Below are 24,839 nucleotides of genomic sequence, written 5' to 3'. Positions count from 1 at the left end.
TCCCACGCCGGGCGACGCGCAGTCCGGGCCCGCCTGACCGCCACTTGCAGCCTGATAGAAACGTAATTACATCAATCGCTAAGCGTGCAATGTCCACGCGGATACAGTTGCTTTGGTCAAGCTTCGTCTATGGAGGTTGTTATGCCAAGCAAACTGATGGAAGCAAGAAAGAGTCAGGACTGGATCACCCTGATCCTGGCGATTTGCCTGTTCATCTCACCATGGGTCATCGGATTCACCGCAGCGACGGTGCCCGCGTGGAACGCCTGGATTGTCGGCGTTCTCCTCGGCGCGCTGGCGCTCGCGACGCTTTCGGTGTTCGCCGAATGGGAAGAATGGGTAAACGTCGTCCTCGGGCTCTGGCTGATCGTGTCGCCCTGGTTGCTACACTTCGCGGCTGACACGTATGTCATGGCCACGCATGTTGTTCTCGGCGTGCTGGTGGTCGCGGCATCGGCCTGGGCTGTCTGGGACTTCCGTCATCCCCACGCTCATGCGTGAGCGGTGATTGAGCGGGAGCCCGCCGCGCAAGCGGCGAGCTCCTGCTACTGCGGCGTCTGGGCATCGGGCTGAGCGGCCATTGCAGCGTCTTCACGCGATTGCTGCAACGGGAAGCGTTTTGGTGCATTCTTGGGAATGGTCTCGATGCTTAACCCCGACACCCCGGCCAAGTGCTGCTCATACTGCGGCGGCCGCGACCATGATTTCGAGGAATGCCCGAAACGCAAGGCCGACGCTGAGAAGGAAAAGGTGGAGCGGGAGCCGGCCGTGATCAGGCTCCCATATTCTCGTCACGCGTCCTCCAACCAGTAGATCGCGCCTTGCGTCGCCATAAAGACACCATGCGGCGCGGGCCTGCGCGGCCCGCGTCCACGGCTCGATTGCCGACAGGGATACCGTCGAGCCGACGTCTCAATTTGGCGCTCGCATTATCCCCTCAGCGCACGCGCCGCCGCCTCGGCGAACGAGATGTCGCCCTTGATCTCGCGCATCGCCATCGAAGTCACCGTGCGGCGCACGCCGGGCAGGCGGCTGAGTTCCTCGCGCAGCATCCGGTCGAGCGCCATCATGTCGACGGTGACGATCTGGAGCAGATAGTCGGCCTCGCCCGTGGTGGCGTAGCAGCGGCGGATCAGCGGGTGCTTCTTCACTGCCGCCTCGAAGGCATCCGACACCTCGAAGTCGATCGACACCTGAATGAAGGCCTCGATGCCGAAGCCGATCCTGGCCGGGTCGATGCGGGTCGAATATCCCCGGATAACGCCGGCCTCTTCCAGCGCCTTCACCCGTTTCCAGCAAGGCGTCTTGCTCAAGCCGACCTCCTCGGCGAGTTCGCCGAACGAGATGCGTGCGTCGCGCTCAAGCGCGGCGACTATTCTGCGGTCGAGAGCATCCAGCGTCATTCGTTCTCCAATATGACAGGAGATGTCGACGATCGTCCTTCATTCCACGTCATTTGGATAACAGAAAGGAACAATGTTCAAGCCGAGAGCGCTATCCTTGTCGCCCGGTCGAAAAACCTGCCGCGAGGAGGAGAAGCCATGGACAAGAACGATTACCACGCCCGCATCGAGGCCCCCGAGATGCGCGACTACGGCGTCTATCTGAAATGCGATCAGCTGCTCGCCTGCCAAAAACCGCTCTCCGACATGGTCAACGCCGACGAGCTGCAGTTCCAGATCGTGCACCAGGTCGAGGAACTGTGGATGAAGCTCATCGCCTACACGCTGGTTGACGTCCTCGACTATCTGGAGAAACAGGACACGCATCGCATCGTCACGCTGATGGGCCGCGTACACCGGCTGATGCGCATGATGACGGCGCAGCTCGACCTCCTGGAGACCATGTCGCCCAAGGAGTACCAGCAGATCCGCCTGCAGCTCGGCAATGGCAGCGGCCAGGAATCGCCGGGCTTCAAGCTTTTGCTGCGCCTGCCGCCGGACCTTTGGCGGGCCTTCAGGCGTGCCTATCTCGACGGCCGCGGGCTGACCGTGGAGGATATCTATGACGAGCATTACGACCACGGCGATTCCTATGTCGTGGCCGAGGCGCTGATCGAGTTCGACGAGCTGTTCCAGAAATTCCGCGCCAACCACCTCTATCTGATCCACCGCTCGATCGGGCTCGGCGCGAAGTCGCTGAAAGGCAGGCCGGTGGAGATCCTCGAAGGCGGCGCCCGCCACCGCTTCTTCCCCGAGCTCTGGGACATTCGCTGCGCCATGACGGACCGCTGGGGCGCCGAATACGGCACCGTTCGGGATTCGATCAGCCATCCGCCGCAACTTTCTCCTTCTCCCCTTGTGGGAGAAGGTGGCCGCGAAGCGGCCGGATGAGGGGTGTTCCAGGGAAAGCCAGCGTTTCACTCCGCTGGAACACCCCTCATCCGTCTCGGCGCTGAAGCGCCGATCCACCTTCTCCCACAAGGGGAGAAGGAGAAAGTTGTGGCGCCCCGCCAAACAATTTTTCCAGCGCCTGTCGGAACCATCTCTCTCCGCCCGTCCTTGGGGGCATCAACCGCTTCAACAATCCGGAGGACACCGTGGAAATGCAGTCGACCTGGCAGACCGCCGCCATTCTCATCGCCCGCCTGATCTTCGCCGCCATGTTCGCGATGGCCGTCGCCTTCAAGCTGATGGATATCGGCGCCACCGCAGGCTACATCGCGGCCGCCGGCTTCCCGTTCCCGCTGTTCCTGGCCTGGTGCGCGGCGATCCTCGAAGCGTTGCTGGTGATCGCCTTCCTCACCGGCGCTTATCTGACGCCGTTGGCGTTGATCGGCGCCGTCTACGTCACCTTCCTCGGCTTCGCCTTTCACGGCCCGTCGCACTGGGCCGGAAACCAGGCCGAGTTTGGCGCCTTCATGTCGCATTTCCCGTTCGCCGCCGGCCTGCTCTACGCCGCCGCCCACGGCCCGGGCAGCGTGCTGGCCGTCAAGCTGGGTTGGCCGGGCAGGGCATGAACTTTCCTTCTCCCGTTCTACGGGAGAAGGTGGCCGAAGGCCGGATGAGGGGCGGCGCCAACATTTCAAGACAAGGCGCCTTCCCACATGCTCACATCTGATCGTTATACGGCTCTTTCATCTGGCCGACCATGCGCGCCAGCTTCGAGAAGGACGGCATGTCGGCTTCCGGCTGGCACTGGTTGGCGAGTTCGAGCAACCGGATCGGGAAGTTGACGGCGTCGCGGCTCGAGGCCGACATGCCTTCCGAGCGCTCCTCGCTGGTTTCGCTGGCCTCCGCCTTGCGCAACGCGATGTCGATCTCCTCGACCGTCAGCACGCCCTTGCGCACCAGCACCTGGTTGACCGAAGCGACGGCCATCAGTAGGCCCTCGAGCTGCAGATTGGCGACATTCATGGCTTTTGCTCCCATTGACCGGGGTGAAACGCGCGAGCCGCGGTTACGATCCGGAGATGCGCGAGCCTCGCTTAGGCCTCCATCCACCGCTCTCCATATTCGCTCCAAAGCCGCCTGATCTCGCGGTTGCCGAGCGGCGGCGTCTGGCGGTCACCGTAGAAGACAGCGACGGCGCTGAGGTCATATTGGCCCTCGGCCTGGGCGATGAAGCGGATCGCTTCGCCGAGCGGTCTCGAATGGAAGATCGGATCGGCCTGGCCCCGGCCCAGGCTGCGAACGCCCGAAATGCTTGCTGGCACATGCCGCATCCGAAAGACGGATGCCATGGCAGGTTTGTCCATGCCTGCTCTCCGCGATTCCCCTCAGGGAATGATCCCATAAGCATCGGCTAATGACCAGCCCGGGACGGCCGCCGGAACAGAGCAGGCCCAGCAGAACCTCGGAAACTAAAAAACCGGCGGGAAAGAAAAAGGTCGGGCGCGACGGTCCAGCCTTTCCGCGCGGTCGCCGCAAGGCAACCCTCGCTCACTATTGTTTTCCGGCTCGGCTCTATAGCCGGCCGGAAATGCCTACCTGTGCCAACGATGCAGCCAGTCCGGCTCGGGGGCGGAGCTTCGGCTGATCGCCATGCCGGCCAGCAAGCCGACCAGCCCGCCGATCAACATCGCGGTCGAGAAGGTGCCGGGGTTCTGCTGCACGGTCTCCGAAACGCTCTGCGCCTGGCTGCGCAACTGGCTCGCCGCGCGCGACGCGCGGTCAGAGGCGCCGCTGTAAAGGTTCGAAGCCCGGTCGGCCGCGCCCCGATACCAACCATGCGCGGTCTCTGCGGCTTCCCCGGCCTGTTCGGAAAGCGTGCGGTTCAGCCGGTTCACCTCACGCTTCAATTCGGCGATCTGCTTCTTCATCGCGTCTTCCGATGCCCGCGAGGCTCGTGCGCTGCTGCGGGACGCGGGACGGGTGCGCGTGGCGCGCGCGGCGGCGGTTTTCGCGTTGCCGTTGGCTGAATTGGTGGTGCTGGTGTCATTGTCTGCCATCGGTCTCTCCTTTTTGCCTCCTGGGAACGAACGGCCGAGCCGTGCCATTGTTCCCCCGCGGTTTTCCGCAGGCGCGCCGCCAGACCAAAAGACGAGGGCCGCGAAGCGAACTCCACGGCCCTTGGTCCAAGCCCGATGCCCTTGCTTGCCGCAGTTACTTGCCGCAGTTGTTGTCGTTCACGTTCGGCTGCACCGTGGTGGCGGTGCTGTTGTTGGCATCGCCCATTGCGCCCTGCGGATGATTCGCGCAGTTCTTGTCGGCGTTCGAATTCATGTCGCCGCCTGTGATGCTGCCGGTCGTGCCGGTATCGGGCGGAGCGGCCTGGTCAGGCGACGGCGCGGCCGGCGTCTTCGGCTCGACGGTAACGGTCTGGCCGCTGCCCGTGCCGTCATTTCCGGCGGTACCCGCGTTCTGGGCCATCGCCGCCGTCGCGAGGCCGATGGTCAAGGCCGAAGCTGCAAGAATCCTTGTAAGCATGATCTCTTCTCCTCTGTTGCGAGACGGTCATCTGTCGCGTTGCGACTAGGGGTGGAATCCGTCGGACCAAGGTTGGTTCCGACAAAAATTGTTGTGATCTGGCCCGGCGTTTCAATCTATAGGTGTGGCGCGCACGGGGGCTTTGCCGCCGGTATTTTGAGAAATTTAGGAAAATGTACCTAGAGGCTATTGCCTGGTGAAGGCAGCTATGCTACTATTTTGTCCATGGTGCTGATTTGCGCCAACGACCCGCCGCCGGCGGGTTTTTTGTTTTTCGCGCCATCCATTCTTTCGAAGCGCTGGCGGCGCCTTCCCTGTCCTGCGGCGCTTTCAACATTCTGCTGGAGGCCCAGATGCCACGCTATGCCACCATCGTCACCGCCGACGACGACGCCGAGATCGTCAGCGCTATCGGCGAATTCGAAGGCGCAAGCCTTCCGCACCGCTCGGGCCGTTTCGAGCAGGTCGCGCCGGGCGTGCGCATCGGTATGGTTCGCGGTGGCCTTGATGAAGCCGTCGCCGGTTTCGGTTTCCCGCGCCAGGGCCTCGGCCCGGCTGCGGTCCGCACAGCCACGGCGGGGCTGAAGGCAATGGCCGCGCCGTCCGCCGATGCCCGGCCCGCCAGGCCGGCCATGGCAAGGCCGCGCAGGAAGCCGGCCCGCAAGGTCCGCAAGGCGAAGGCGGCGAAAGCAGCGCCATCGGATTCTGTCATCCATGACTGACGAAAACAGACGCCGCGAGCCCGTAGGCGCGAAGCGGGCGGGGCGAAAGCCGAAAGCTACCAAAGCCGCTGCCGCTCCGTCCCCCCGCCCCAAGCGCTCGCGAAGGACGCTCGTCGACGATTTCGCCGCCGCGCTTCGCGCCGATTTCCGTGTCCATGGCGCCGGCGTCATCGCCGCGGTGCGCGCCGAAAAACCCGAGCAGTATCTGAAGGTCGTGCTGACGCTGCTGCCCAAGGATTTCTCGGCCAAGGATTTCTCGGAACGTGTCGATGCCAAGCAAACCAGCCTCGGGCAATTGAGCAATGAGGAGATCCGCAGCCGCATCCGCAGCCTCGAAACGAGCCTCCGGCCTCTCCTGGACAGCGATGCAGACCTATCTGGCGCTGCTCGAGGAGCTGGACCGCAGGCGTCGCCGTAACCTTCTTGCAGCCTACGCGCCTTACAAGCAGCAGGCCGAATTTCATTCGGCAGGCGCGACGCACCGCGAGCGTCTGTTCATGGCCGGAAACCAGCTCGGCAAGACCAGGGCAGGGGGCGCGGAATGGGCCATGCACCTCACCGGTCGCTATCCGGGCTGGTGGAAGGGCAAGGTGTTCGGCCAACCCGTCAGGCTCTGGGCCGCCGGCGTCACAGGCGAGGGCACGCGCGACAATCCGCAGCGCGTGCTGGTCGGCCCGCCGCAGCAGCAAAGTGAGTGGGGCACCGGCATGATCCCGGCCGATGCCATCGCCGACACGGTAATGGGCCGCGGCGCGCCGGGAGCGCTGGACAGCGTCGTCGTGCGCTGGGGCGGTGGCGGCGATGTGCAGACCGGCGAGAGCGTGCTTTCCTTCAAGAGCTACGAAAAAGGCCGCGAGAAATGGCAGGGCGAGACGCTGCACGGCGTCTGGTTTGACGAGGAACCGCCGCTGGATATCTATTCCGAGGGCCTCACCCGTACGAATGCCACTGACGGCATCACGATCGTCACGTTCACGCCGCTGCTCGGCATGAGCGACGTGGTGCTGCGGTTTTTGAGCGCGGAGGCGGTTCAGGACTTGGGTTCCTCGCCCCCGCAAGGCGGGGGAGAGGTGGCCGCGCAGCGGCCGGAGAGGGGGGCTTCGTAGGGCGACAAGCTCTACGAATAGCTTTCCGCTCTTGCATCGAAGGCCAGCGCTGCCGCCACTCCATCGCCGCTTCGCCGCGCCATCTCTCCCTCACTTGCGTGGGGGCGACGAACTGGAGCTTGCCGTAGGCTCTGTCAAAACGATTTCCACCCCTTATGGTGCGCGAACGCGCGGTCGCGCGACTTGCATGCCGTAAGGGATTTCAGGAATGTATGTAGGCCGTTCTTACAGGTTGCTGGACTTCGCGCTCTGGTCGCGGCGCAGCGTCATCTACATGGTCGTGGTGAGCGGGTTGGCGATCGCCGCCTACCGCCTTCCGGCGACCGCGGGCTTCTCGGTGCCGTGGTCGGTCGTGCTGGTGCTCGGCACCACGGTGTCGCTCGTCGCCGGATTCAAGAATTCGCAGGTCTTCACCCGCGCCAACGAGGCTCTGCAGGCCTTCTCGCAGATCACCGCCAGCAGCCGGATGCTGTCCGGCTTCTGCCGGGATTTCATGGATGCTGCCACCGCCCGCCAGCTGATCTACCGTCATCTCGCCTGGCTGACGGCGCTGCGCTTTTCGCTGCGGCGGCCGATGCCTTGGGAATCGCTGGCGAAAGCGGCCAACATCGAGTTCCGGCGGCGGCGCTATCACATCCAGGAGGATAAGACCTCGCTTGCCGAGGAACTGCGTAGGTTGCTGGGCGAGGAAGCCGAAAGCGTGCTGAAATCGCCACAGCCGGCGATAGAGCTTCTCGACAGGCAATTGGCCGAGGTCAACGGCTTGTTGAAGAGTTCAGCCGTTCCGACGCAGGTCTACTCCGAGCTGATCAAGCTGATACGCGACTTGCAGGACCAGCAGGCGCGTTGCGATCGCATCAAGAACAATCCCTATCCCCGGCAATACGCGATCGTGAGCTCGATGTTCATGATCATCTTCTGCACCTTGCTGCCCTTCGGCGTTGTTCCGGTCTTTGCCGACATGGCCAAGCTAGGCGGCGTGCTCGGCTGGATCTCGATCTGGCTGACCATCCCGTTCAGCGCGCTGCTGGGCTGGGTCTACATGTCGCTGGACCTGGTCGGCGAAAGCAGCGCCAATCCGTTCGAAGGCAACGCCAACGACGTGCCGATCTCACAAATCTGCCGCGACATCGAGATCGAGTTGCGGCGTGGGCTTGGCGAGGCCGCGCTTCCCGCGCCGCTGGCGCCGGTCAACGACATCGCGACGTGAAGTTCTTTTCCTTCTCCCCTTGCGGGAGAAGTTGGCCGCGAAGCGGCCGGATGAGGGGTGCTCCAGGGAACGCCAGCGCGTCTCTCCGCTGGAACACCCCTCATCCGTCTCGGCGCTGCGCGCCGATCCACCTTCTCCCACAAGGGAGAAGGGAAAGGTTTGCCATGTCCCGCCACGTTACCTTCATGACCATCGACGAAGCCGGGCATTATTCGCCCGAGCAGCGTGCCACGATCGTCGCGGCCTATCCCGAGCACGAGCGCGAAGCGCGCGCGAAAGGCATTCCGGTGCTGGGCTCCGGCCGCATCTTCCCGGTGGCGGAGGAGACGATCGCCTGTGAGCCCTTCAAATTGCCGCGCTGGTGGCCGCGCATCGGCGCGCTCGATTTCGGCTGGGACCATCCTTCGGCCGCGGTCGAGCTGGCCTGGGATACCGAAGCCGATGTCGTCTATGTGACGAAAGCTCACCGGGCTTCGCAGCAGACGCCGGCGATGCAGGCGCTGGCGCTGAAGGGCTGGGGCGACTGGCTGCCCTTCGCTTGGCCGCGCGATGGCCGCCGTGAAACGCTGGAAGGCGCCGGTGTGGCGCTGGCAATGCAATATGCCGCCCACGGGCTGAACATGCTGACCAGCCACGCCCGCTTCGCCGACGGCTCGGTTTCGGTCGAGGCCGGGCTGATGGAAATGCTCGACCGCATGCAGTCCGGCCGCTTCAAGGTGTTTTCCACCCTTCACGCATGGTTTGAGGAATTCAGGCTTTTTCATCGAAAGAACGGCCAAGTGGTGAAGCTGCGTGACGATCTCATGGCCGCGACACGCTATCGAAAGCTTACGCTCGCCTATGTCAGCGGCGCCGGCACTTTGCCGACCAGCACCGACGGCATCTGGCTGATCTTCACCCGCGCTGGCGACAAGGGTGCGGATGGCACCGGCGTGGGTGACTTCACAGGCCCGGCCTCCTCCGTGACCGATAACATCGTCACCTTCGCCGGCACCACGGGGAAGGCCGGTAAGGACAGTGGGGTGGCGGTGGGAAGCCTGGTGGCAGGGCCGGCCTCGGCCGCGGCCGACAACATCGCCACATTCAACGGCACGACGGGCAAACTGGTGAAGGACAGCGGCGTAGCGGTGGCGAGCCTGGCGCCGAAAGCCAATGCCTCTTTCACCGGCACCTTCAGCCCGCCGACGAACGCCATAGCACTGAATACCCTGGCTGACAGCGCTGCGGTGTCGGTCCTCGGCCGATCGGCCAATTCGAGCGGCACGCGCGCGGACATCGCGGCCGGGTCGGATGACACTCTGCTGCGGCGCGTGTCCTCGGCGCTGGGTTTCGGCCAGTTGACGGCAGGCATGGTGCCGGCCGGGCTGGTGACTTATGCCATGCTCGCTTCGGCGGCGATCGCTTCGAACAGCGAATTCCAGCTCGGCACGGCAAACAAGCTTCTCACGGCGGCCGCATTAAAGTCGACCGTAGCCTACCAGACACTTACGTCCGGCGCGTCGGTCTCGTGGGATATGTCGCTTGGCAACAACGCTTCATTGGCTGCGTCGACGAACGTGACGATCGGCAATCCGACAAATGCGGTGCCCCAGTTCGGCTTCGTGCTCAAGATCACCGCCGTGACGTCCGCACGCACCGTGAGCCTAAGCGCAAATCTTGTGCCAGCGGCCGGCGTCGAGAGCTTTCCGATCACCATCCAGACGACGGAAACCGTCTTCCTGGCCGGCTTTGTCGACACGGCGAGCCGCCTTGTCATCACCAGCGTTTTGAGAACCTAACAGGAGAACCCGATGTCCCTTCTCGTTCGTAAGATCAATGACGTTTGGCAGGAGTGGCACGCCTCCTCGATCGTGACCCAGATGGTCGGTACCTATACCGCCATCTACGGGGATGGCCGGCAAGTGGAGACGCCATGCGATCCTTATCCTGTCGAAATCCAGATGAACGGCGACAGCCTGCGCGGCTTCTACGACCAGGGCCTTTGGACGATCGACGAAGTCGAGGCGGTGGGCGGCAGGATTGCCGTGCCGTTCGTAGTGCCGGAAGGAAAACAGGTCGTCGGCGCACCGTCCTATGTGGAAACCGGTGAAGTGATCCAACAGGTCTACCAGGTCGAGGATACCCCGCCGCCACCGGAACCGCCGACGGCAGAGGAGAAGGTGGGCACCATGCTGGCGAATTTCGATGTGTCGATCAGCGAGCTGAAGTCCGTGCTGGGGCTGGGCCTGTAGGATGCTGCCCGGCATCATCCCGGCCACAGCCCGGCCGCGCTATCGGGCGAATGCCGTCAATTTCGACGGCACGACCACCGTCCTTTCGCGCGGCGGAGGGCTTACCGGCGCAGTGGACGGCAATTCGTTGTTGGCCTCGCTTTGGTTCAAAAAATCATCTGACGCGGTATCAGGAACCGCACTTGGCGGTATTGGGGTAGCGGGGGCGACGGGTTCTCGTGTGTTCTTGGCGCTGGGAGGCTCCGGGGCTGTTCAAGCTTCTGTCAGCAACTCATCGGGGACCGTTATCGGCGACATGCGTTCTTCCGCGTCGTACTTTGTGGCGTCGGGTTGGTGTCATTTCTTGGTGTCATTCCAGCTCGCCAGCACAGCGACTCGCTGGCTGTACATGAATGACGTTTCCGATTTGGCGACGGTGCCAACGTACGCGACTGGATCGACCGTCGATTGGACGCTGGTCGACTGGTTCATAAGCGGCGGCGGAACGGGAAATTTGAAATATCCGGGCGATATGGCTGACTTGCTGGTGTGGCCGACTTACCTCGACCTTTCGGTAGTAGCTAATAGGCGACTGTTCATCGATTCCATCAAGAAGCCAGTTGACCCAGCCGTGGCGGTCGCGGCTCTGGGGACACCTTTGATCCGTCTCAGCGGCCCCACTTCGGGATGGCCGACCAACAAAGGCGGGGGTGGCGGGTTCACGTTATCGGGTACGCTGGCCGACGCGACGACAAGGCCCGGGGACTAGTTGACCAGTCCGAAATAAAAGCCGGCTAGCGCCACCCCCAAAACAACATTCAATACAAGCGATCCGACCAGCGTCCACAGGAGCAAGTTTGGCTCCTCGCTTAATAAGGTCTCGCCATCCAGTATTTCGCCTGCTCGCAGGTTCTCTTCCATTTCGCGCGCCAGTCTCTGTTTGGCGCACAGTTTAGCAGCTTCCCCATCAAAGCCAACATTGCCTACCCCTCCCAGCGGAAAGGAGCCCCCATGGACCGCAACTTCACGCGTGCCCTTTCGCTCGTGCTAAAATCCGAAGGCGGCTGGTCGGACAATCCCGCCGATCCGGGCGGCGCCACCATGAAAGGTGTCACGCTCGCCAATTTCCGCCGCTACGTGAAAGCGGATGCGACCCAAGCCGACCTGCGCAGGATCTCAGACGATCAGGTCGCCACCGTCTACCGCCGTTTCTATTGGGATGCTGTAGTGGGCGCTCAGCTCCCCGGCGGCATCGACTACGCGCTCTTCGACTTCGCCGTGAACAGCGGGCCGGGCAGGGCGGCGAAGTATCTTCAGGGTGTGCTCGGTGTTGTTCAGGATGGCCGCATTGGCCCGGCCACGCTGGCGGCGATGAGGGCAAAACCTGCCGGCGTCGTCATTGATGCGCTGTGCGACGCGCGGCTCGCCTTCCTGAAAAAACTATCGGCCTGGCCGAGCTTCGGCCGGGGCTGGAGCGCCCGAGTCGCCTCCGTGCGTCGGCAGGCGCTGCTGATGTCGGCCGCGCCGTCGGCGACTGAGGGATCCGCTTCGCCGGGGCCGGCATCCACCGATGATGTCCCGCTAGCCGCAGCGCCTGCCGGCGCCGGATTGCCTGCCGCCGGCGAGGCACCCACTCTGCCAAACAGATCTGCATGGCCCTCCAAGGTAGCCGGCGTCCTCGCGCTGATCACGCTGGCGCTCGGCTCACTCACCGCCTGGACCGCGCATCTTTCCTGCAATCTTTTCGGAGTATTCTGCCAATGATTGCCGTCATCATCCGCATCGCCCTGCGCTATTGCGCGGGCGTGCTTGTCGCGCGCGGCCTTCTGGGCGCCGACGACGCCTCGGCGTTCTCCGCCGATCCCGACATTCAAATGGCGCTGGAGACCGGCCTCGGTCTTGCCATCGCCGCCGCGGCCGAGTGGTGGCATCTGCTCGCGCGCCGCTTCGGCTGGGAGCATTGACCATGGAAAATCTGAAAGGTCTGCTCACCGCCTGTATCGAAGCCGCCAGGCCGTGTGTCGTCATCGGCGCCGCCTGCTTTATCGCCGGGCTTCTCATCGGAACGCTGCTATGAGCGCGCTGCTGGCGTGGTTTCTCACCAATCCGTCAATCCTGGCGATCGGCGCCGGCCTTGTCGGCGCGCTCGGCTGGGGCTTCCGCCAGCGCCTCGCAGGCGCAAGGGCTGAGCGCAGCAAGCAGGCCAACGCCGAGGCCGCGGCCCGGGATGTCGCCGACCAGGTCGACTACGATGTCGGCGCTTTGCCGGCTGACGCGGTCAGAAAGGAGCTGAAATCATGGGCAAGGGATTGATCGTCGCCGCCATTGTCGCCGCGCTCGCCGGCTGCGCGACGGCCAAGGGCAGCTTCTGCGCCGTCGCCTCGCCGATGCGCCTCTCTGCCAGCGCGGTCGATGCCTTGTCCGACCGGGAGGCGAGGGCGCAGCTTGCGCATAACCGCAAGGGCGAAAAACTCTGCGGCTGGAGGCCGTGATGCATGACATCTTCGATCTTCTCGGCATCAAAGGCCAGGTCGTGGCAGCGGGGCTCGCCGGCGGCGTGCTGCGGGCGCTGTCGCGCCATCGCTACAAGCTGCGCGAGATGATTGCCTCGCCCATCTGCGGCGCCTTGGCCGCCGCCTATCTGACATTGCCTGTCGTCGCCTGGGTCCGGGCAAGTGGCCTGCCAATCCCCGCCGCGGACGACACCACCACGCTCGCCGCAGCCTTCCTCATCGGAGTCTCGGCAATGTGGATCTCGGACATCGTTTTCGAGGTGGTCGTGCGAAGATTCAAACAAACGCCGGATTCCTGATCGCGGCGGGCAGAAACCGCGCAGGCATCGAGACATCGACCGGCGGATCGTCCCCACCGGACCAAGATGCCGGTGTCAGCGGTTGGCCCGCTTGAGCCGCTGGAAGAATCCAGGTGCAACGCCTATCTATGGAGAATCCAAAGGAGGTACGACATGGCTTCTTCCACCGAGCGCGCGGTCCTTGCCGGCGGCTGCTTCTGGGGCATGCAGGATCTGATCCGGCGCTTGCCCGGCGTGATCTCGACGCGAGTAGGCTACAGCGGCGGCGATGTCCCCAACGCCACCTACCGCAACCACGGCACCCACGCCGAGGCGATCGAGATCATCTTCGATCCGGCCAGGACCAGCTTCCGCACGCTGCTCGAATTCTTCTTCCAAATCCACGATCCGACGACGAAGAACCGCCAGGGCAACGATATCGGCACGAGCTATCGCTCGGCGATTTTCTATACCAGCGATGAACAGAAACGGATCGCCGAGGACACGATAGCCGATGTCGACGCGTCCGGCCTGTGGCCTGGCAAGGTCGTCACCGAGCTCGCTCCGGTCGGGCCCTTCTGGGAAGCCGAGCCCGAGCATCAGGACTATCTCGAGCGCTATCCCAACGGCTACACCTGCCATTTCGCACGGCCGGGCTGGAAGCTTCCGGTTCGCCAACAGGCGGCCGCATCATAATCAGCGACCGCGGTGTGTTGACATAGTCTTCACGCGCTTTGATCTGCCCGCCATGCCGGAAGGCATGGCGGGCTTTTTGCGTTTCGGCCGGTTGTCCCGATCCGGCGGGCCTCAGCCCTTGGCTCGGCGGCCTTCGTGTTCGTGGTTGCCGATCCAGTGGGCGCGGATGCGGTCGCTGGCTTCGAGATAAGCCATGTCGATCAAGTAGGTCAGAAGCTTCTCGCCATCGGCCTCCGCCTTCTGGCGAAGTTCTCGCAGGATCCCCTGCGCAAACTGCAGGTTTTCCATTTTGCTAGGCTGGTCCATGGGTGCCCCCAAATGTCGGTGCGGTAAGTTTGGCTCACTATGCTTGTACGAAGATTATCGCCTCGCTCGCGGTGAAGCTGTACTCGGTTGCACTGAGGACGCCCGATCAACGAAGCTGTTGGACATCGCGCGGAAATGTCGATATTTTACGCGCCCAATTGGATAGCGACATGCACGAAGACGAGGGCAGCACTCCTGACAAGTTGCAAGCCATGCTTGACGTGATCGCCAGGAGCGAGCCCCCGAGCGAGAGCGGGCAAGCCGATTTCGGCCGATTGAGAGCCGACGCCGCCAAGGCTGCCGGCGTGTTGATCGAATTTTACGGCGACGCAGCCTTGGAGCGGGCCAAGCTCATAGAGCGCCGGTCGCCCCAGTCGCATTTTGCGCGCATGGTCGCGGCTGAAGTCGGCCGGCGCGGCAAGCGAAATTGACCCGCGAACAATCGGCGAAAGCTGCTTCAAGACGATCTTCGCCTCCCCAGCCTTGCGCCAAGCCGCTGCTCGACCTCTTCCTCGATGTTGTCCAGGAGATAGGACATCAGGTCGTGTCCGATCGACCGCGCTAGGTCCTTGGCTTGCCCGACATGGTTGCGGATCTCACGCAGCGCTCGCTCTTCGCACGCGGCGTCGTCCGTCAGATCGACGAACCAGCCGGGATAGAGCGCTGCCTCGCCCGTCCCGTCAACATAGCATTGGCCGACGGCCAGGATCTTGCGCAACCCCATCTTTTCGGAATGGACCCTAGCGACCTCCCTGAATGCGGACCTGCGCTCCACGGCCTTGCGGATCGCCAGCCGAACCCGTGAGCGGTCGTCCTGATCAATGCTTTGCATGCATCGTTCAAGCGAAGCGCCGTGAGAGAACTCATCGAGTGTCAGACCGAAATAATCTGAAAAATTGGCGTCGCCATAAACGCGGTCGCGCTTGATATCCCAGGTCCAGAACCCGTCGATCGGTGGATACCGCATATGCATGTTGCGGCCGTGTTCAGGCGCCGACGTCATGAAAACCGCCCCGTCCGGTTTCAAGCTTTGGCAGCACTATGTCGCAAAAACGGTAAGAAACAAACATGGCCTTTTGTACAAGGCCCGAAGTCATAAGACTTGCTGCCGGTGGCAATTCGGGATGCCATGTTGATATAACCGGAAAAATGGCGAAGAAAAATTTCTTGAGCCGAAAGAATTTTCACTTTTATGTTGCAACTGCCGCTTGGCGTTTCACACGAAAACGCGGCGAGCAAGCAGGCAAAACAATCCCGGAGGCTTTATTTCCGCAGGAAGCTGGTTGAAAATTCTTATATTTTGTAAAAGAATAAAACTCTTTGCGTACTGTTGCAGGAAGCCAAGCCGGCTTACCGCCTCATATTTGCAGCATATCCAAATGCTAGCGTCAGCCGATTGACCGGCAAACCGACCGGTGGTTGAAAAACGCGAAACTTCGAGAAAAGCCCGCCCATATCAGTTCGCGGCCGGGCGTCCTCCCGGACGTGCCGAAGCCGTCACCAGACTGAAGGGCTCTGTCGTTCAGACTAAGGTCTGCCAAGAGATCAACCTAAGCCAGTCTTTGCCGCGGCTCCAGGTCGGCTTCAGCGCTTGCGGCCGAATCATCGGCGATCCGGTCATGCTCGAACTGGCGCGCCGTGGGGAGGGCCTGCAACCAGGGCTCGCGGCGTCCGATCCAGAGTTCATAGCTCGGCACCAGCCCTTCGGTTGGCGCAACGTCCAGGCTACCGATCGTCACTTCGGCCTCGTCGTCGCCAATGAACGGAACGCGGCTTCCGCAGGTCGGGCAAAAGCTCCGAGCGCCATAGCTGCTGGTGATGCCGGTGGTTTCGAACGCTTTTAGCGGCCATACGGCGTAGGCATGGAAGGCCGATCCGCTTGTCTTGCGGCAGTCCTTGCAGTGACAGAGGCCGACCCGGAGCGGCTCCCCAGTGACGCGGAACTGCACCCCGCCACACAGGCAACTCCCGCTGCGCGCGATTTCAGGCATTGCTGTTCCTCCTGCGGCTATGCACAGAGCCAATTTCGCTCGCCCCGGCAGGTCCCGCTGCCGGCTGCTAAAACCCGCAACAAGTTGCGATGGTTCCACGCCTGCGTGCAAGAAGCACGGTCAGTCGGGGAGGTTGATCGGCTCCTCGCACCGATAGACGCGGCACTCGCCGTCCTTGGTGGGAACCGTCGTCGACACAGGCACTTCCGGCCAGTCGCACTCATTGCCGAATTGCCGAACGAATCGGTCATAAGTATCCGCGCCTGTGCTCAAGACCACGGCACGATCGCTTTTGATCAGCGTCTGCGTCTGCTCGCAAGTCATCGCGCGTGTGTCCGGCCGGGCGTAGGCGGCGCTCACGGTGCACAACATTGGGCCGGCGCACAATATTTTGCCTGCGGCAAGTGCGATCAACAGGGTTCTCATGGGGACGCCAGGTTTTTGAAGTTTCCGGGTGTCGAATATGGATCGCGGCTAGAACACCGCAAGATATTTGAGCAGCGAAACGATTCCGATGATGATGACGATGATCTGCGCGATCTGGCGCGCGCGGGCATCGAGCGGCAGGCGTTGCACGAGGTAAAGCACCAGGATCACCACCAGGAAGGTGATCAATATGCCGATAAGGATCGATGCGCCCATTTGCCTGCCTTCTTACCAAGATTGCCCGGATGGGCAGGCTCCAACGTTGCCGGCTGTGAAATGGTTCCAAGCGGATTGAGCCGCCGATCGTGTCGTCCGAAAGCAGAAGCCGGCTCCGACGTCGGCGGAACATGCGCGCGGCTTGCGAGTTCACTTCCTCGATAGCAATGCGCGGGATCGCACTGTCAGAGAGGAAGAAACCATGGGCCTCGGCACGATTCTTATCATCATTCTCATTCTTGCCCTGCTTGGCGGCTTCAGCGGCTTAGGCGGAGGGCCTTTCTACGGCACCGGCTATTATGGAGGCGGCGGCCTCGGACTCGTCCTAGTCATCGTGATCATCCTGGTGTTGCTCGGCCGTATCTGACGGCCCACGATGTGACCAGGCCTCAGAGTGTCGCCAGCGCGTCCCTCAGCTTCGCCACTAGGCGATTGCTTCGCGGCTGGCGTTACGGTTCCCGATCTGCGTTTCGGCTAGTTTTGGCGGGCTAGGCGGCGATCAGCGCGACGACGGCAAGGAGCGGAAGCATTTGCCGTCGCAGGGCGCATCGCAGTCAGCTAATCATTGCTGCCACAGAACAGGATTCGGCGGCGTTGCGGTCGACCGGCGGCAGATCCGCGAATCCCGCTAGCCCTCGCGCCCACTGCATTCGAGGCACACGATACTGTGTCCCGGACAATTCAGCCGGTGCGTGCCCTCTGGGCAGCAATGGCCGTTCGAGCTCAGCCAGCGCGCGCAAACGAAAACCTTCTTGGCCCCGTGACAGCGGGAGCATTCCTGCGGACGCATCAGTTCCTCCCGTGGCGGGACGCCATGTTCCGCTTCAACGACCGTGTTCATCCGTTTAGTCCCCAACGCCTGGATTATCGGTCACATATGTTAATTCACTATTCTTTACATTAGGGTTTATGAATGTGAAAGGCGTGAAAGCGACATAAGGCTTTCACGCGCTTGTGCGCTTTCCCTTTGCGCTGGCGTTGTTAAATGTGGTGCAGCCCGATGCGTCGACGGATCAGGGCACGCAAAGGGAACCTTCTTGCAATGACATGGACCGGCGCGGGCGCGCTTTTCATCCTCGTGCTCACCTATGCCGGCGTCGCCGTCGGCCGTATTCCGGGCCTGCGGCTCGACCGCGCCGGCATCGCGTTGCTGGGCGGCGCCGCCATGATCGCAATCGGCGCGATCGGCATCGAGGATGCCTACAGAGCCATCAATTTCGACACCATAACCTTGCTGCTCGGCATGATGATCGTCGTGGCGCATCTGAAGGTCTCGGGCGCGTTTCGGGCGCTCGGCGGCTTTGCCATCGAGCATGCCCACGCGCCCTTCATGCTTTTGGTAATGGTGACGCTGCTGACCGGCGCGCTCTCGGCCTTCCTGGTCAATGACGCGATCTGCCTGGTGATGGCGCCGATCGTCGTGCACGTCACACGAGTCATCAACCGCAACCCGGTGCCTTACCTCATCGCTACCTGCACGGCCTCGAACTGCGGCAGCGTCGCCACCATCACAGGCAACCCGCAGAACATGGTGATCGGTGCGCTGTCCGGCATTTCCTATCCGGCTTTCACGCTGGCGCTCGCGCCGGTGGCGCTGTTCGGCCTGCTCTGCGTCATCGTCATCGTGCGCATCGTCTACCGGGCCGAATTCTCCCGCCCTGCCGAGCTCAGCCCGGAAGTCTATCGCGGCCGCATGCTGCCCGGGCAGGTCCTGAAGGCCACCATCGTGTGCGTGTTGCTGGCGCTCGCCTTCTTCGCCGGCGTTCCCGTCGCGAAGGCGGCGCTCATTGCTGGCGCCTTCCTGCTGGTCACGCGGGCAATCAAGCCGCGGCGCATTTACCGCGAGATCGACGGACCGCTGCTCTTCATGTTCGCCGGCTTGTTCGTGGTGGTGGCGGGTGCCGAGCGCACCTTGCTCACGCCCGACATGATCGCCTGGGCCAAGAACATCGGACTCGACGATGTCTGGCGCCTCTCCGGCTTCACCGCGGTGCTTTCCAACATCATGAGCAATGTGCCGGCGGTGCTGGCGCTCCGGCCCTTTGTCCCCGGGCTGGAAAACCCGGCGCGCGCCTGGCTGGTCGTGGCGATGAGCTCAACGCTTGCCGGCAATTTCACGCTGCTCGGCTCGGTTGCCAATCTGATCGTCGCCGAGCAGGCAAAAGCTGCCGGCAAGGAGCTTTCCTTCTCGGCTTTTTTTAAGGTCGGCCTGCCGCTGACGCTGGTGACGCTTCTTGCCGGCACCGCCTGGCTGGCCTGGGCCTGAAGACGCTGTCCCTTCGGACCGCCTGGGCGAGAGCGCCGCGGCGACATGAACCGGCGGCAGCGTCTCGACGTGGCAGCCGGCTTGCCGGGCGAGGGCCTTGCCTAGGCCACCGCTTTCAACGGCGCCCTGTCTGCCTGCTGCAGGCGTGCGGCGGCCGCGAGCAGGTCGGTCTGGGTGATCAGGCCGAGGATGCGCCGCTCGGCATCGACGATCACCACCGCATGGCTTCGCCCGTCGGTCAGCACCGGTAGCAGGCTCATCGCCGGGGTGTCGGGAGAGGCGGTGCCGGCCTTAGACATCACCCCTTTGACCGTGTCGGTCGCCCTTGTCAGCTCGCGCAGGCCGACCGCGCCGGAGAGCCGACCGTCCGCGTCGATCACCGGCAAGGTGCGGATATTGTGGTCGATCAGCTGTTTGCGCGCGTCGTCGGCCGAGGCCTTTTCCGCCACGGAGATCACATCGCGCGACATGATGTCTTTGCAAAGCAGCGTACGCTGCGAGCGCACCATGGCCTGCAACTCGACCTGGCGCAGCAGGCGCTCCAGGTCGTCACGGTCGATGTCGAAGGTCTCGTCGAGCGCCGAGAGGGCGGCGTCGACATCCTCGGGCCGGAAGCCGACGCGCTCGGCCGGCGGCCGGTCGGCGGTGCCGTGGCCGCGGGCGGTGGGCACGTGCACATGGGGATAGTTGCGCCGCGACAGCTTGTGGAAAAGGAAGCCGAGCGCAACCAGGATGATCGAGTTGAGTGCTACCGGCACGAAGGGAAACAGGAAGCCCGCGGCGGCGACAGCCGGCCCGCCGAGCACGCCGGTAAGCGCCGCTGCGCCGCCCGGCGGATGCAATGAGCGCGTGAACGACATGGCGGCGATCGCCAGCGCCACCGCTAGGCCGGAGGCGATCACCGTGTCATGCACAAAATGCGCCACCGTCACGCCAACCAGCGCCGAAATCGTGTTGCCGCCGATGATCGACCAGGGCTGCGCCAGCGGGCTCGAGGGAACGGCAAAGAGCAGCACCGCCGAAGCGCCCATTGGCGCCACCAGCATCGCCACAAGCGGGCCGCTACCCATGGCGAGCCCGCTGATCATGCCGGTGAGCGCGATACCGATGGTAGCGCCGATGCAGGCAAGCAGCCGTTCGCGAAGCGTCGCGCCAGCAAGGATCGGAACGAAAAGGCGAAACGCCATGGCAGGCCCTGGATCGAAGAGGTGGAATTGCGTTGCCCGCAATGCCGCTGAAGCCGCGGATTTGAAAGCCAAACCAATCCGTAGATTCGCCGCTGAAGGGAATATTATTGCACAGCGATCCGCGCAGGACGTGCCGCCAGCGGCCTCGGCTTTCTCAATCGCGCCAAGCCTTTACGACGGTTTGCAGAGTCGGTTCGGCAATTCGCCCGAATGTCCTGGCCTAGGCGAAAGTGTGCGAGTGCGGCGCGCGGCGCTGAGGCTGCTTTCGGCATGGGAGGATTGCTGCAAGGTCAAGCGAGGCGCTGCGCGCGCCTCGCTCTCGGATAGCTAGGGCGCCACCTCGACATGGCCCTTCATGTTGGGATGGAAGCGGCAGAAATAGTCTGCTGTTCCCGCCGCCTTCAGCGTAACCTTGCCCTTCGACTTTGCCGGGATCATCACGTCCCAGCCGCCTTTCACCGTCGCGGTGTGGGCGATCACGTCCTTGTTCGTCCACTCGATCGTATCGCCGACCTTGGCCTGAATGTTTGCGGGCGAGAAGACCAGCTTGTCGATCGTTATCTCGATCGTCGCCGCGAACGCCGGCGATGCGATGAGCGCCAGCGCCAGAGTGAGCAAAGCAATTCCTGGAAAAGTGTGAAACGGTTGGGCGCAGCGACTTCGCCGTAGCCTTCCGTCAGGAATTGCCTCAGAACAAAGCAATAGCAGCCTCATTTCAACATGCCGGCGACGTGTTCGGCATGTTGCTGATGCCCCTGGAAAACCTTGAGGCCGGTCTCCAGCAGGCTCTTCAGCTCAGCATTGCTGGCCGAGGGGATGAGCAAGGTTTCGAGCGCGCCGTTGACCTGCTTATGATAGGCCACTTCGTTCTCGATATAGGCCTTGTCGAAGGCAGCACCCTTGAGCTTCGCCAGCTTGGCGTCCTCTTCCTTCGCAGCCTTGGTCAGGGCCTTGCTGGTGTCGTTGTCCTCGGGCGTGACCTTCAGCTTCTTCACGAGCTCGAGCGCCTGCTTGTTCACCGCCTCGTGGTCGCGCTCCATGTCTTTGGCGAAGTCGACGACCTCCTTGTTCTTGGACTTCTTGATCGCCAGTTTGGCCGCTTCGATGTCGAGCGTGCCGGCCGTATAGGCAATGTGGGCGATCTGCGGATCGGTGGGCTTTTCGGCGGCTAGCGCCAGCGGCGCCGTGCTCACGAAGAAAAGAGCGGCGAGGGCGGCGGTTGATCGCATGAACATGGCATCTCCTTCGCCCGACGGCGCTGGCCTCGGGCTTCATTTGAGGTTGACGGTAGATTGGATGCCGGACGCGTCAAAACGTTCCCAGGAAAGTTAGACCTCGAAATCCAGCCTTTTCATCACCGCCTGCGTCAGCCGCTCGCAACGCCGGCCTGCAAAGGGGAAGGCGTCGAGCAGCACCGGACCGATCTCGTCGTCCAGTGCCTTTCGCACCAGCGTTCGCGCCCGGTGCAGCCTGGTCTTCACCGTCTCGGGCCTCACGCCGAGAAAATCGGCGGTTTCCTCGATGCTCAGGCCCTCGATGATGCGGGCGACGAAGACGGTGCGATAGACATCGGGAAGGCTGTCGGTCGCCCGTTCGACAAGCCTCAGAATCTGCCGCTGCGCCATCGTCCGCTCCGGATCGTCGCCTGGGTTCAAGTCGGTTGGATTCAAAGGAAACCGGATGATCTGCGCCTCCGGGTTCTCATGCATGGCCGCGACGCGCTTGCGCTTGCGCAGCCGGCCGAGCGCTTCGTTGATGACGATGCGCGACAGCCAGGTGGAGAGCGAAGCCTCGCCGCGAAAACTGCTCAGACTGGCGAAGGCGCGCAAATAGGCCTCCTGCACGATGTCCTCGGCCTCCGCGTCGTTGCGCACCACGCCGCGCGCGATGCGGTAGAGTCGCTGGTTGTACGTCTTGATGATGGCACGGAACGCATTCGGATCGCGCGCAAGCGCCCGGCGAACCAATGCCATGTCGCCGGCTTCGGCCGTACCGACCTCAGCGGTTTCGATGGCGGGCTTTATCATCGCGCCCGATCTCCCGACAGATGTTGCATCCAGGGTTGGATGCGCCTGCCGATAAAAGGTTCCCGAGCTGGTTGCACGGCCCCATGCTACCGCTTCGACCGGGGCTTGTCTGCCGCCGGTGCGGATTCCGTGCCGATCAGCCTGTCATCCGGCTGCGGCGGCCGCCGCGAGCCCGCGCAGAATGTCGGCCTTGAGATCTTCGACATCCTCGAGCCCGACCTGCAGCCGGATCAGCGGGCCGGCATACGAACCTTTGGCAAGCATGCGGTCGCCAAGGAAAACCGGAACGGCGAGGCTTTCATAGCCGCCCCAGGAATAACCGAGGCCGAAGATCTTGAGGGCATCGAGAAAGGCGTGCTGGGCCTTCTGGCCGCCGCCGTTGAGCACGATTGAGAAGACTCCGCTCGAGCCGCAGAAATCGCGCTTCCAGAGCGCATGGTCGGGATGGCTTTCCAGCGCCGGATGCAGCACCTGCGCGATGCCAGGCTGCTCCTCCAGCCAGCGCGCGATGTCGAGCGCGCTCTTGCGGTGATGCTCGAGGCGCACGCCCATCGTGCGCAGGCCGCGCAGCACTTGGTAGATATCGTCGGGACCGGAACAGCAGCCCAACGCGCAAAACCCATCATAAAGCTTTGTCCAGCAGGCGTGGTTGGCCGAAACCAGGCCGAGCAGCACGTCGGAATGACCGGCCGGATATTTCGTCGCCGCATGGATCGAGATGTCGACGCCATGGTCGAGCGGCTTGAAATAGAGCGGCGTCGCCCAGGTGTTGTCCATCATCACGATGGCGTTCGCCGCATGTGCAGCCTTGGAGATCGCCGGGATGTCCTGCACCTCATAGGTGTTCGATGCCGGCGATTCGGTGAACACCACCTTTGTGTTTGGCTTGATCAGCGAAGCGATGCCGGCGCCGATGCGCGGCTCGTAATATTCGATCTCGACGCCGAGCCGCTTCAGCATCGTGTCGGCGAAGTGGCGCGTCGGGTGGTAGACGCTGTCGACGATCAACAGGTGATCGCCCGCGGCAAGGAAGGTGAGCAGCGGCACCGTCACCGCCGCCAGCCCGGAGGGCACGGCGATCGTGCCGGCCGAGCCTTCCAGCGCATCGACGGCGAGCGTCAGCGCGTCCATCGTCGGGGTGCCGCGGGTGCCGTAAGTGTATTTCTGGCTGCGCCCGGCCATCGAAGCGGCGTCGGGATAAAGCACCGTCGAGGCATGCACGACCGGCGGGTTGACGAAGCCGAAATAGTCACGCGGGTTGTTGCCGGAATGGGCAAGCAGCGTGTTGATGCCCATTTCGATGACGTCTCTAGCCATGGTTCGTCGCCTGTCGAATGATGTCAGGGATCAGCCATAAAGCGGCGGCAAAGCCGGCGCAACCGCGTCGGGCCTGCCAAAAGCCGGTCTTCCGCTGGGCCAATCCAAAGGCGCTCAAGCCCAGTAAAGAACGCTATTGCCGCAGCGGATTCTGCCGCAGGGGCACGGATTCGCGACGCCGCGACTTGACTGATTTGTTCGCATCGCCTGCCGGTTTCATGTGCTCTTGTCCGCAATTCTGGCATTTGCGGCAATTGCTTTCAAACCTCTGAGGAATCGGTCATTTCCCTTGACCTCACAGGAATAATCGCCTTCGATGCGTTTCGTGAATGGGAGGCAGCGCATCGCAACCGATGCGGGTCCCGGGAGTGGGCCTTGGAGTGGGAGCTGCATTCACAAACGAAAAAAGATCAAGCGTCGCCTGGCGATAGGGGCGCCTGTAACAGAAAAGGGTCTGTGGGTCATGAAACACATTGCAATCGGCATTCTTGGCGTCGCCGCGCTCGGGTTCATGGCGTCTGCCGCCTCGGCCGGCACGCTCGATACCGTGAAGCAGAAGGGCTTTATCCAGTGCGGCGTCTCGACCGGCCTCGCCGGCTTCTCGGCGCCGGACGACAAGGGCGACTGGAAGGGCATCGACGCGGACTTCTGTCGCGCCGTTGCGGCCGCTGTCTTCGGTGACGGCTCCAAAGTGAAGTTCACGCCGTTAAGCGCCAAGGAGCGTTTCACCGCCTTGCAATCGGGCGAGATCGACATCCTGTCGCGCAACACCACCTGGACCAGCAACCGCGACAGCGCGCTCGGCCTCGATTTTGTCGGCATCACCTACTATGACGGCCAAGGCTTCATGATCAACGCCAAGAAGCTGCCCGGCGTGAACTCCGCGCTGCAGCTTTCGGGCGCCGCCGTGTGCGTGCAGAGCGGCACCACCACCGAGCTCAACCTCGCCGACTACTTCAAGAAGAACAAGATGGAGTACAACCCCGTCGTGTTCGAGAAGCTCGAAGAGGTCAACGCCGCCTATGACGCCGGCCGCTGCGATGCTTACACCACCGACCAGTCCGGCCTTTATGGTATCCGTCTGACGCTCTCCTCGCCGGCCGACCATGTCGTGCTGCCCGAGATCATCTCCAAGGAGCCGCTCGGCCCGGCCGTGCGCCAGGGCGATGACCAGTGGGCGCATATCGCGCGCTGGACGTATTTCGCGCTGCTCAACGCCGAGGAAGCCGGCATCACGCAGGCCAATGTCGATGAGATGAAGACGTCGACCGACCCGAACATCCAGCGCCTTCTCGGCACTGAACCGGACGGCAAATATGGCGCCGATCTCGGCCTCTCCAACGACTTTGTCGTCAACATCGTCAAGGCTGTCGGCAACTACGGCGAAATGTTTGAGCGCAATGTCGGCTCGGGCAGCCCGCTCAAGATCGCGCGCGGCATCAACGCGCTGTGGACCAAAGGCGGCCTGCAATACGGTCCGCCGATCCGCTGATTGAAACG

37 protein-coding genes are annotated in these 24,839 nt (G+C 63.0%); 21 read left to right on the top strand and 16 right to left on the bottom strand.

Annotated features, from left to right (window positions below):
- The first annotated feature begins 141 nt into the window (after nucleotides 1–141).
- Entirely contained in the window at nucleotides 142–501 is a 360-nt protein-coding gene (locus LB538_RS25360) for an SPW repeat protein (protein ID WP_095768502.1), read from the top strand.
- Nucleotides 502–929: 428 nt separating this feature from the next.
- Here the strand turns inward: LB538_RS25360 and LB538_RS25355 are convergent, their stop codons facing one another.
- On the bottom strand, nucleotides 930–1,403 hold the full coding sequence (locus tag LB538_RS25355) for an Lrp/AsnC family transcriptional regulator (RefSeq protein WP_095768406.1): 474 nt from the start codon (nucleotides 1,401–1,403) through the stop codon (nucleotides 930–932).
- A 138-nt stretch (nucleotides 1,404–1,541) separates the two neighbouring features.
- Here LB538_RS25355 and LB538_RS25350 point away from each other — a divergent pair, with 138 nt between their 5' ends.
- The gene (locus LB538_RS25350; RefSeq protein WP_224530913.1) at nucleotides 1,542–2,333 is read left to right on the top strand and encodes a tryptophan 2,3-dioxygenase family protein; all 792 of its coding nucleotides are present in this window, start codon (nucleotides 1,542–1,544) and stop codon (nucleotides 2,331–2,333) included.
- 212 nt (nucleotides 2,334–2,545) lie between these two features.
- Entirely contained in the window at nucleotides 2,546–2,959 is a 414-nt protein-coding gene (locus LB538_RS25345; RefSeq protein WP_095768408.1) for a DoxX family protein, read from the top strand.
- A gap of 91 nt (nucleotides 2,960–3,050) precedes the next feature.
- On the opposite strand, the gene LB538_RS25340 is transcribed toward LB538_RS25345, so the two are convergent.
- From LB538_RS25340 to LB538_RS25325, 4 genes are all read right to left on the bottom strand, one after another.
- Nucleotides 3,051–3,356 (bottom strand): hypothetical protein, encoded by a 306-nt coding sequence (locus LB538_RS25340; protein ID WP_095768409.1) that lies wholly within the window; start codon nucleotides 3,354–3,356, stop codon nucleotides 3,051–3,053.
- Nucleotides 3,357–3,427: 71 nt separating this feature from the next.
- Nucleotides 3,428–3,697 (bottom strand): hypothetical protein, encoded by a 270-nt coding sequence (locus LB538_RS25335; protein ID WP_095768410.1) that lies wholly within the window; start codon nucleotides 3,695–3,697, stop codon nucleotides 3,428–3,430.
- A gap of 228 nt (nucleotides 3,698–3,925) precedes the next feature.
- Nucleotides 3,926–4,390 carry a hypothetical protein gene (locus LB538_RS25330; protein WP_095768411.1) on the bottom strand — a complete coding sequence of 155 codons (465 nt, stop codon included), beginning with the start codon at nucleotides 4,388–4,390 and terminating at the stop codon, nucleotides 3,926–3,928.
- Between the two features lie 154 nt (nucleotides 4,391–4,544).
- The gene (locus LB538_RS25325; protein WP_095768412.1) at nucleotides 4,545–4,868 is read right to left on the bottom strand and encodes a hypothetical protein; all 324 of its coding nucleotides are present in this window, start codon (nucleotides 4,866–4,868) and stop codon (nucleotides 4,545–4,547) included.
- 353 nt (nucleotides 4,869–5,221) lie between these two features.
- Between LB538_RS25325 and LB538_RS25320 the strand changes: the two genes are divergently transcribed.
- The 7 genes from LB538_RS25320 (at nucleotide 5,222) to LB538_RS25290 (ending at nucleotide 10,885) form a co-directional block, all read left to right on the top strand.
- On the top strand, nucleotides 5,222–5,590 hold the full coding sequence (locus LB538_RS25320) for a hypothetical protein (protein ID WP_224530916.1): 369 nt from the start codon (nucleotides 5,222–5,224) through the stop codon (nucleotides 5,588–5,590).
- Complete coding sequence (locus tag LB538_RS25315) at nucleotides 5,583–6,008, top strand: hypothetical protein (protein WP_224530918.1); 426 nt, start codon at nucleotides 5,583–5,585, stop codon at nucleotides 6,006–6,008. The genes LB538_RS25320 and LB538_RS25315 overlap by 8 nt, the downstream gene beginning before the upstream one ends.
- Nucleotides 5,956–6,696, top strand: a complete 741-nt coding sequence (locus LB538_RS25310) for a terminase large subunit domain-containing protein (protein WP_224530920.1) — start codon at nucleotides 5,956–5,958, stop codon at nucleotides 6,694–6,696. The genes LB538_RS25315 and LB538_RS25310 overlap by 53 nt, the downstream gene beginning before the upstream one ends.
- A 208-nt stretch (nucleotides 6,697–6,904) precedes the next feature.
- Complete coding sequence (locus LB538_RS25305; protein WP_224530922.1) at nucleotides 6,905–7,906, top strand: bestrophin family protein; 1,002 nt, start codon at nucleotides 6,905–6,907, stop codon at nucleotides 7,904–7,906.
- A 50-nt stretch (nucleotides 7,907–7,956) separates the two neighbouring features.
- Nucleotides 7,957–9,684 (top strand): terminase large subunit domain-containing protein, encoded by a 1,728-nt coding sequence (locus LB538_RS25300; protein WP_224685872.1) that lies wholly within the window; start codon nucleotides 7,957–7,959, stop codon nucleotides 9,682–9,684.
- A gap of 12 nt (nucleotides 9,685–9,696) precedes the next feature.
- Nucleotides 9,697–10,137, top strand: a complete 441-nt coding sequence (locus tag LB538_RS25295) for a hypothetical protein (protein ID WP_224530951.1) — start codon at nucleotides 9,697–9,699, stop codon at nucleotides 10,135–10,137.
- 1 nt (nucleotide 10,138) lies between these two features.
- Complete coding sequence (locus tag LB538_RS25290) at nucleotides 10,139–10,885, top strand: hypothetical protein (RefSeq protein ID WP_224530953.1); 747 nt, start codon at nucleotides 10,139–10,141, stop codon at nucleotides 10,883–10,885.
- On the opposite strand, the gene LB538_RS25285 is transcribed toward LB538_RS25290, so the two are convergent.
- Nucleotides 10,882–11,037, bottom strand: coding sequence for a hypothetical protein (locus LB538_RS25285; protein ID WP_224530956.1), 156 nt, complete (start codon nucleotides 11,035–11,037; stop codon nucleotides 10,882–10,884). The genes LB538_RS25290 and LB538_RS25285 overlap by 4 nt on opposite strands.
- Nucleotides 11,038–11,127: 90 nt before the next feature.
- Here LB538_RS25285 and LB538_RS25280 point away from each other — a divergent pair, with 90 nt between their 5' ends.
- From LB538_RS25280 to msrA, 6 genes are all read left to right on the top strand, one after another.
- Nucleotides 11,128–11,880, top strand: a complete 753-nt coding sequence (locus LB538_RS25280; RefSeq protein WP_224530959.1) for a glycoside hydrolase family 108 protein — start codon at nucleotides 11,128–11,130, stop codon at nucleotides 11,878–11,880.
- Nucleotides 11,877–12,080, top strand: coding sequence for a hypothetical protein (locus LB538_RS25275; protein WP_224530962.1), 204 nt, complete (start codon nucleotides 11,877–11,879; stop codon nucleotides 12,078–12,080). The genes LB538_RS25280 and LB538_RS25275 overlap by 4 nt, the downstream gene beginning before the upstream one ends.
- A gap of 109 nt (nucleotides 12,081–12,189) precedes the next feature.
- On the top strand, nucleotides 12,190–12,429 hold the full coding sequence (locus LB538_RS25270; RefSeq protein WP_224530963.1) for an ABC transporter permease: 240 nt from the start codon (nucleotides 12,190–12,192) through the stop codon (nucleotides 12,427–12,429).
- Nucleotides 12,414–12,608, top strand: coding sequence for a hypothetical protein (locus tag LB538_RS25265; protein ID WP_224530966.1), 195 nt, complete (start codon nucleotides 12,414–12,416; stop codon nucleotides 12,606–12,608). The genes LB538_RS25270 and LB538_RS25265 overlap by 16 nt, the downstream gene beginning before the upstream one ends.
- The gene (locus tag LB538_RS25260) at nucleotides 12,608–12,928 is read left to right on the top strand and encodes a hypothetical protein (protein ID WP_140545448.1); all 321 of its coding nucleotides are present in this window, start codon (nucleotides 12,608–12,610) and stop codon (nucleotides 12,926–12,928) included. Before LB538_RS25265 ends, LB538_RS25260 begins: the two co-directional genes overlap by 1 nt.
- Before the next feature lie 153 nt (nucleotides 12,929–13,081).
- The gene (gene msrA, locus LB538_RS25255) at nucleotides 13,082–13,603 is read left to right on the top strand and encodes a peptide-methionine (S)-S-oxide reductase MsrA (RefSeq protein ID WP_224530968.1); all 522 of its coding nucleotides are present in this window, start codon (nucleotides 13,082–13,084) and stop codon (nucleotides 13,601–13,603) included.
- Between the two features lie 111 nt (nucleotides 13,604–13,714).
- Here msrA and LB538_RS25250 read toward each other — a convergent pair whose 3' ends face one another.
- Entirely contained in the window at nucleotides 13,715–13,891 is a 177-nt protein-coding gene (locus LB538_RS25250; protein ID WP_176477083.1) for a hypothetical protein, read from the bottom strand.
- A 188-nt stretch (nucleotides 13,892–14,079) separates the two neighbouring features.
- Between LB538_RS25250 and LB538_RS25245 the strand changes: the two genes are divergently transcribed.
- A complete protein-coding gene (locus tag LB538_RS25245; RefSeq protein WP_224530970.1) occupies nucleotides 14,080–14,340 on the top strand; it encodes a hypothetical protein in 261 nt (86 codons plus the stop codon).
- Between the two features lie 26 nt (nucleotides 14,341–14,366).
- Here the strand turns inward: LB538_RS25245 and LB538_RS25240 are convergent, their stop codons facing one another.
- The gene (locus tag LB538_RS25240) at nucleotides 14,367–14,912 is read right to left on the bottom strand and encodes a hypothetical protein (protein WP_224530972.1); all 546 of its coding nucleotides are present in this window, start codon (nucleotides 14,910–14,912) and stop codon (nucleotides 14,367–14,369) included.
- Between the two features lie 65 nt (nucleotides 14,913–14,977).
- Between LB538_RS25240 and LB538_RS25235 the strand changes: the two genes are divergently transcribed.
- Complete coding sequence (locus LB538_RS25235; protein ID WP_224530982.1) at nucleotides 14,978–15,196, top strand: hypothetical protein; 219 nt, start codon at nucleotides 14,978–14,980, stop codon at nucleotides 15,194–15,196.
- Between the two features lie 263 nt (nucleotides 15,197–15,459).
- Here the strand turns inward: LB538_RS25235 and LB538_RS25230 are convergent, their stop codons facing one another.
- The 3 genes from LB538_RS25230 to LB538_RS25220 all read right to left on the bottom strand — a co-directional run bounded on the left by LB538_RS25230 (nucleotide 15,460) and on the right by LB538_RS25220 (nucleotide 16,542).
- Entirely contained in the window at nucleotides 15,460–15,900 is a 441-nt protein-coding gene (locus LB538_RS25230) for a GFA family protein (protein WP_224530983.1), read from the bottom strand.
- Nucleotides 15,901–16,020: 120 nt separating this feature from the next.
- Nucleotides 16,021–16,314: a hypothetical protein gene (locus LB538_RS25225; protein WP_411909059.1), complete on the bottom strand. Its 294-nt coding sequence runs from the start codon at nucleotides 16,312–16,314 to the stop codon at nucleotides 16,021–16,023.
- Nucleotides 16,315–16,374: 60 nt separating this feature from the next.
- A complete protein-coding gene (locus LB538_RS25220; RefSeq protein ID WP_140545453.1) occupies nucleotides 16,375–16,542 on the bottom strand; it encodes a Thivi_2564 family membrane protein in 168 nt (55 codons plus the stop codon).
- Between the two features lie 202 nt (nucleotides 16,543–16,744).
- Here LB538_RS25220 and LB538_RS25215 point away from each other — a divergent pair, with 202 nt between their 5' ends.
- Both LB538_RS25215 and LB538_RS25210 read left to right on the top strand, forming a co-directional pair.
- A complete protein-coding gene (locus LB538_RS25215; RefSeq protein ID WP_095768421.1) occupies nucleotides 16,745–16,909 on the top strand; it encodes a DUF3309 family protein in 165 nt (54 codons plus the stop codon).
- Nucleotides 16,910–17,584: 675 nt separating this feature from the next.
- Nucleotides 17,585–18,808 carry an anion transporter gene (locus LB538_RS25210; protein ID WP_140840747.1) on the top strand — a complete coding sequence of 408 codons (1,224 nt, stop codon included), beginning with the start codon at nucleotides 17,585–17,587 and terminating at the stop codon, nucleotides 18,806–18,808.
- A 101-nt stretch (nucleotides 18,809–18,909) separates the two neighbouring features.
- On the opposite strand, the gene LB538_RS25205 is transcribed toward LB538_RS25210, so the two are convergent.
- The 5 genes from LB538_RS25205 to LB538_RS25185 form a co-directional block, all read right to left on the bottom strand.
- Complete coding sequence (locus LB538_RS25205) at nucleotides 18,910–19,995, bottom strand: HPP family protein (RefSeq protein ID WP_224530987.1); 1,086 nt, start codon at nucleotides 19,993–19,995, stop codon at nucleotides 18,910–18,912.
- 327 nt (nucleotides 19,996–20,322) lie between these two features.
- Complete coding sequence (locus LB538_RS25200) at nucleotides 20,323–20,619, bottom strand: cupredoxin family copper-binding protein (RefSeq protein ID WP_224531102.1); 297 nt, start codon at nucleotides 20,617–20,619, stop codon at nucleotides 20,323–20,325.
- A gap of 86 nt (nucleotides 20,620–20,705) precedes the next feature.
- Nucleotides 20,706–21,230, bottom strand: a complete 525-nt coding sequence (locus LB538_RS25195) for a DUF4142 domain-containing protein (RefSeq protein WP_224530992.1) — start codon at nucleotides 21,228–21,230, stop codon at nucleotides 20,706–20,708.
- Between the two features lie 93 nt (nucleotides 21,231–21,323).
- A complete protein-coding gene (locus LB538_RS25190) occupies nucleotides 21,324–22,022 on the bottom strand; it encodes an RNA polymerase sigma factor (RefSeq protein WP_224530994.1) in 699 nt (232 codons plus the stop codon).
- A gap of 144 nt (nucleotides 22,023–22,166) precedes the next feature.
- Complete coding sequence (locus LB538_RS25185; protein WP_224530997.1) at nucleotides 22,167–23,339, bottom strand: cystathionine beta-lyase; 1,173 nt, start codon at nucleotides 23,337–23,339, stop codon at nucleotides 22,167–22,169.
- A gap of 463 nt (nucleotides 23,340–23,802) precedes the next feature.
- Between LB538_RS25185 and LB538_RS25180 the strand changes: the two genes are divergently transcribed.
- Complete coding sequence (locus tag LB538_RS25180; RefSeq protein WP_140545460.1) at nucleotides 23,803–24,831, top strand: amino acid ABC transporter substrate-binding protein; 1,029 nt, start codon at nucleotides 23,803–23,805, stop codon at nucleotides 24,829–24,831.
- The last annotated feature ends 8 nt before the right edge of the window (nucleotides 24,832–24,839 follow it).

Origin of the sequence: Mesorhizobium sp. Ca11, from assembly GCF_020165275.1 — a bacterium.
GTDB lineage: Bacteria > Pseudomonadota > Alphaproteobacteria > Rhizobiales > Rhizobiaceae > Mesorhizobium.
Note: the sequence above shows the minus strand (reverse complement) of the source record. Positions and strands in the feature narration are given on the sequence as shown.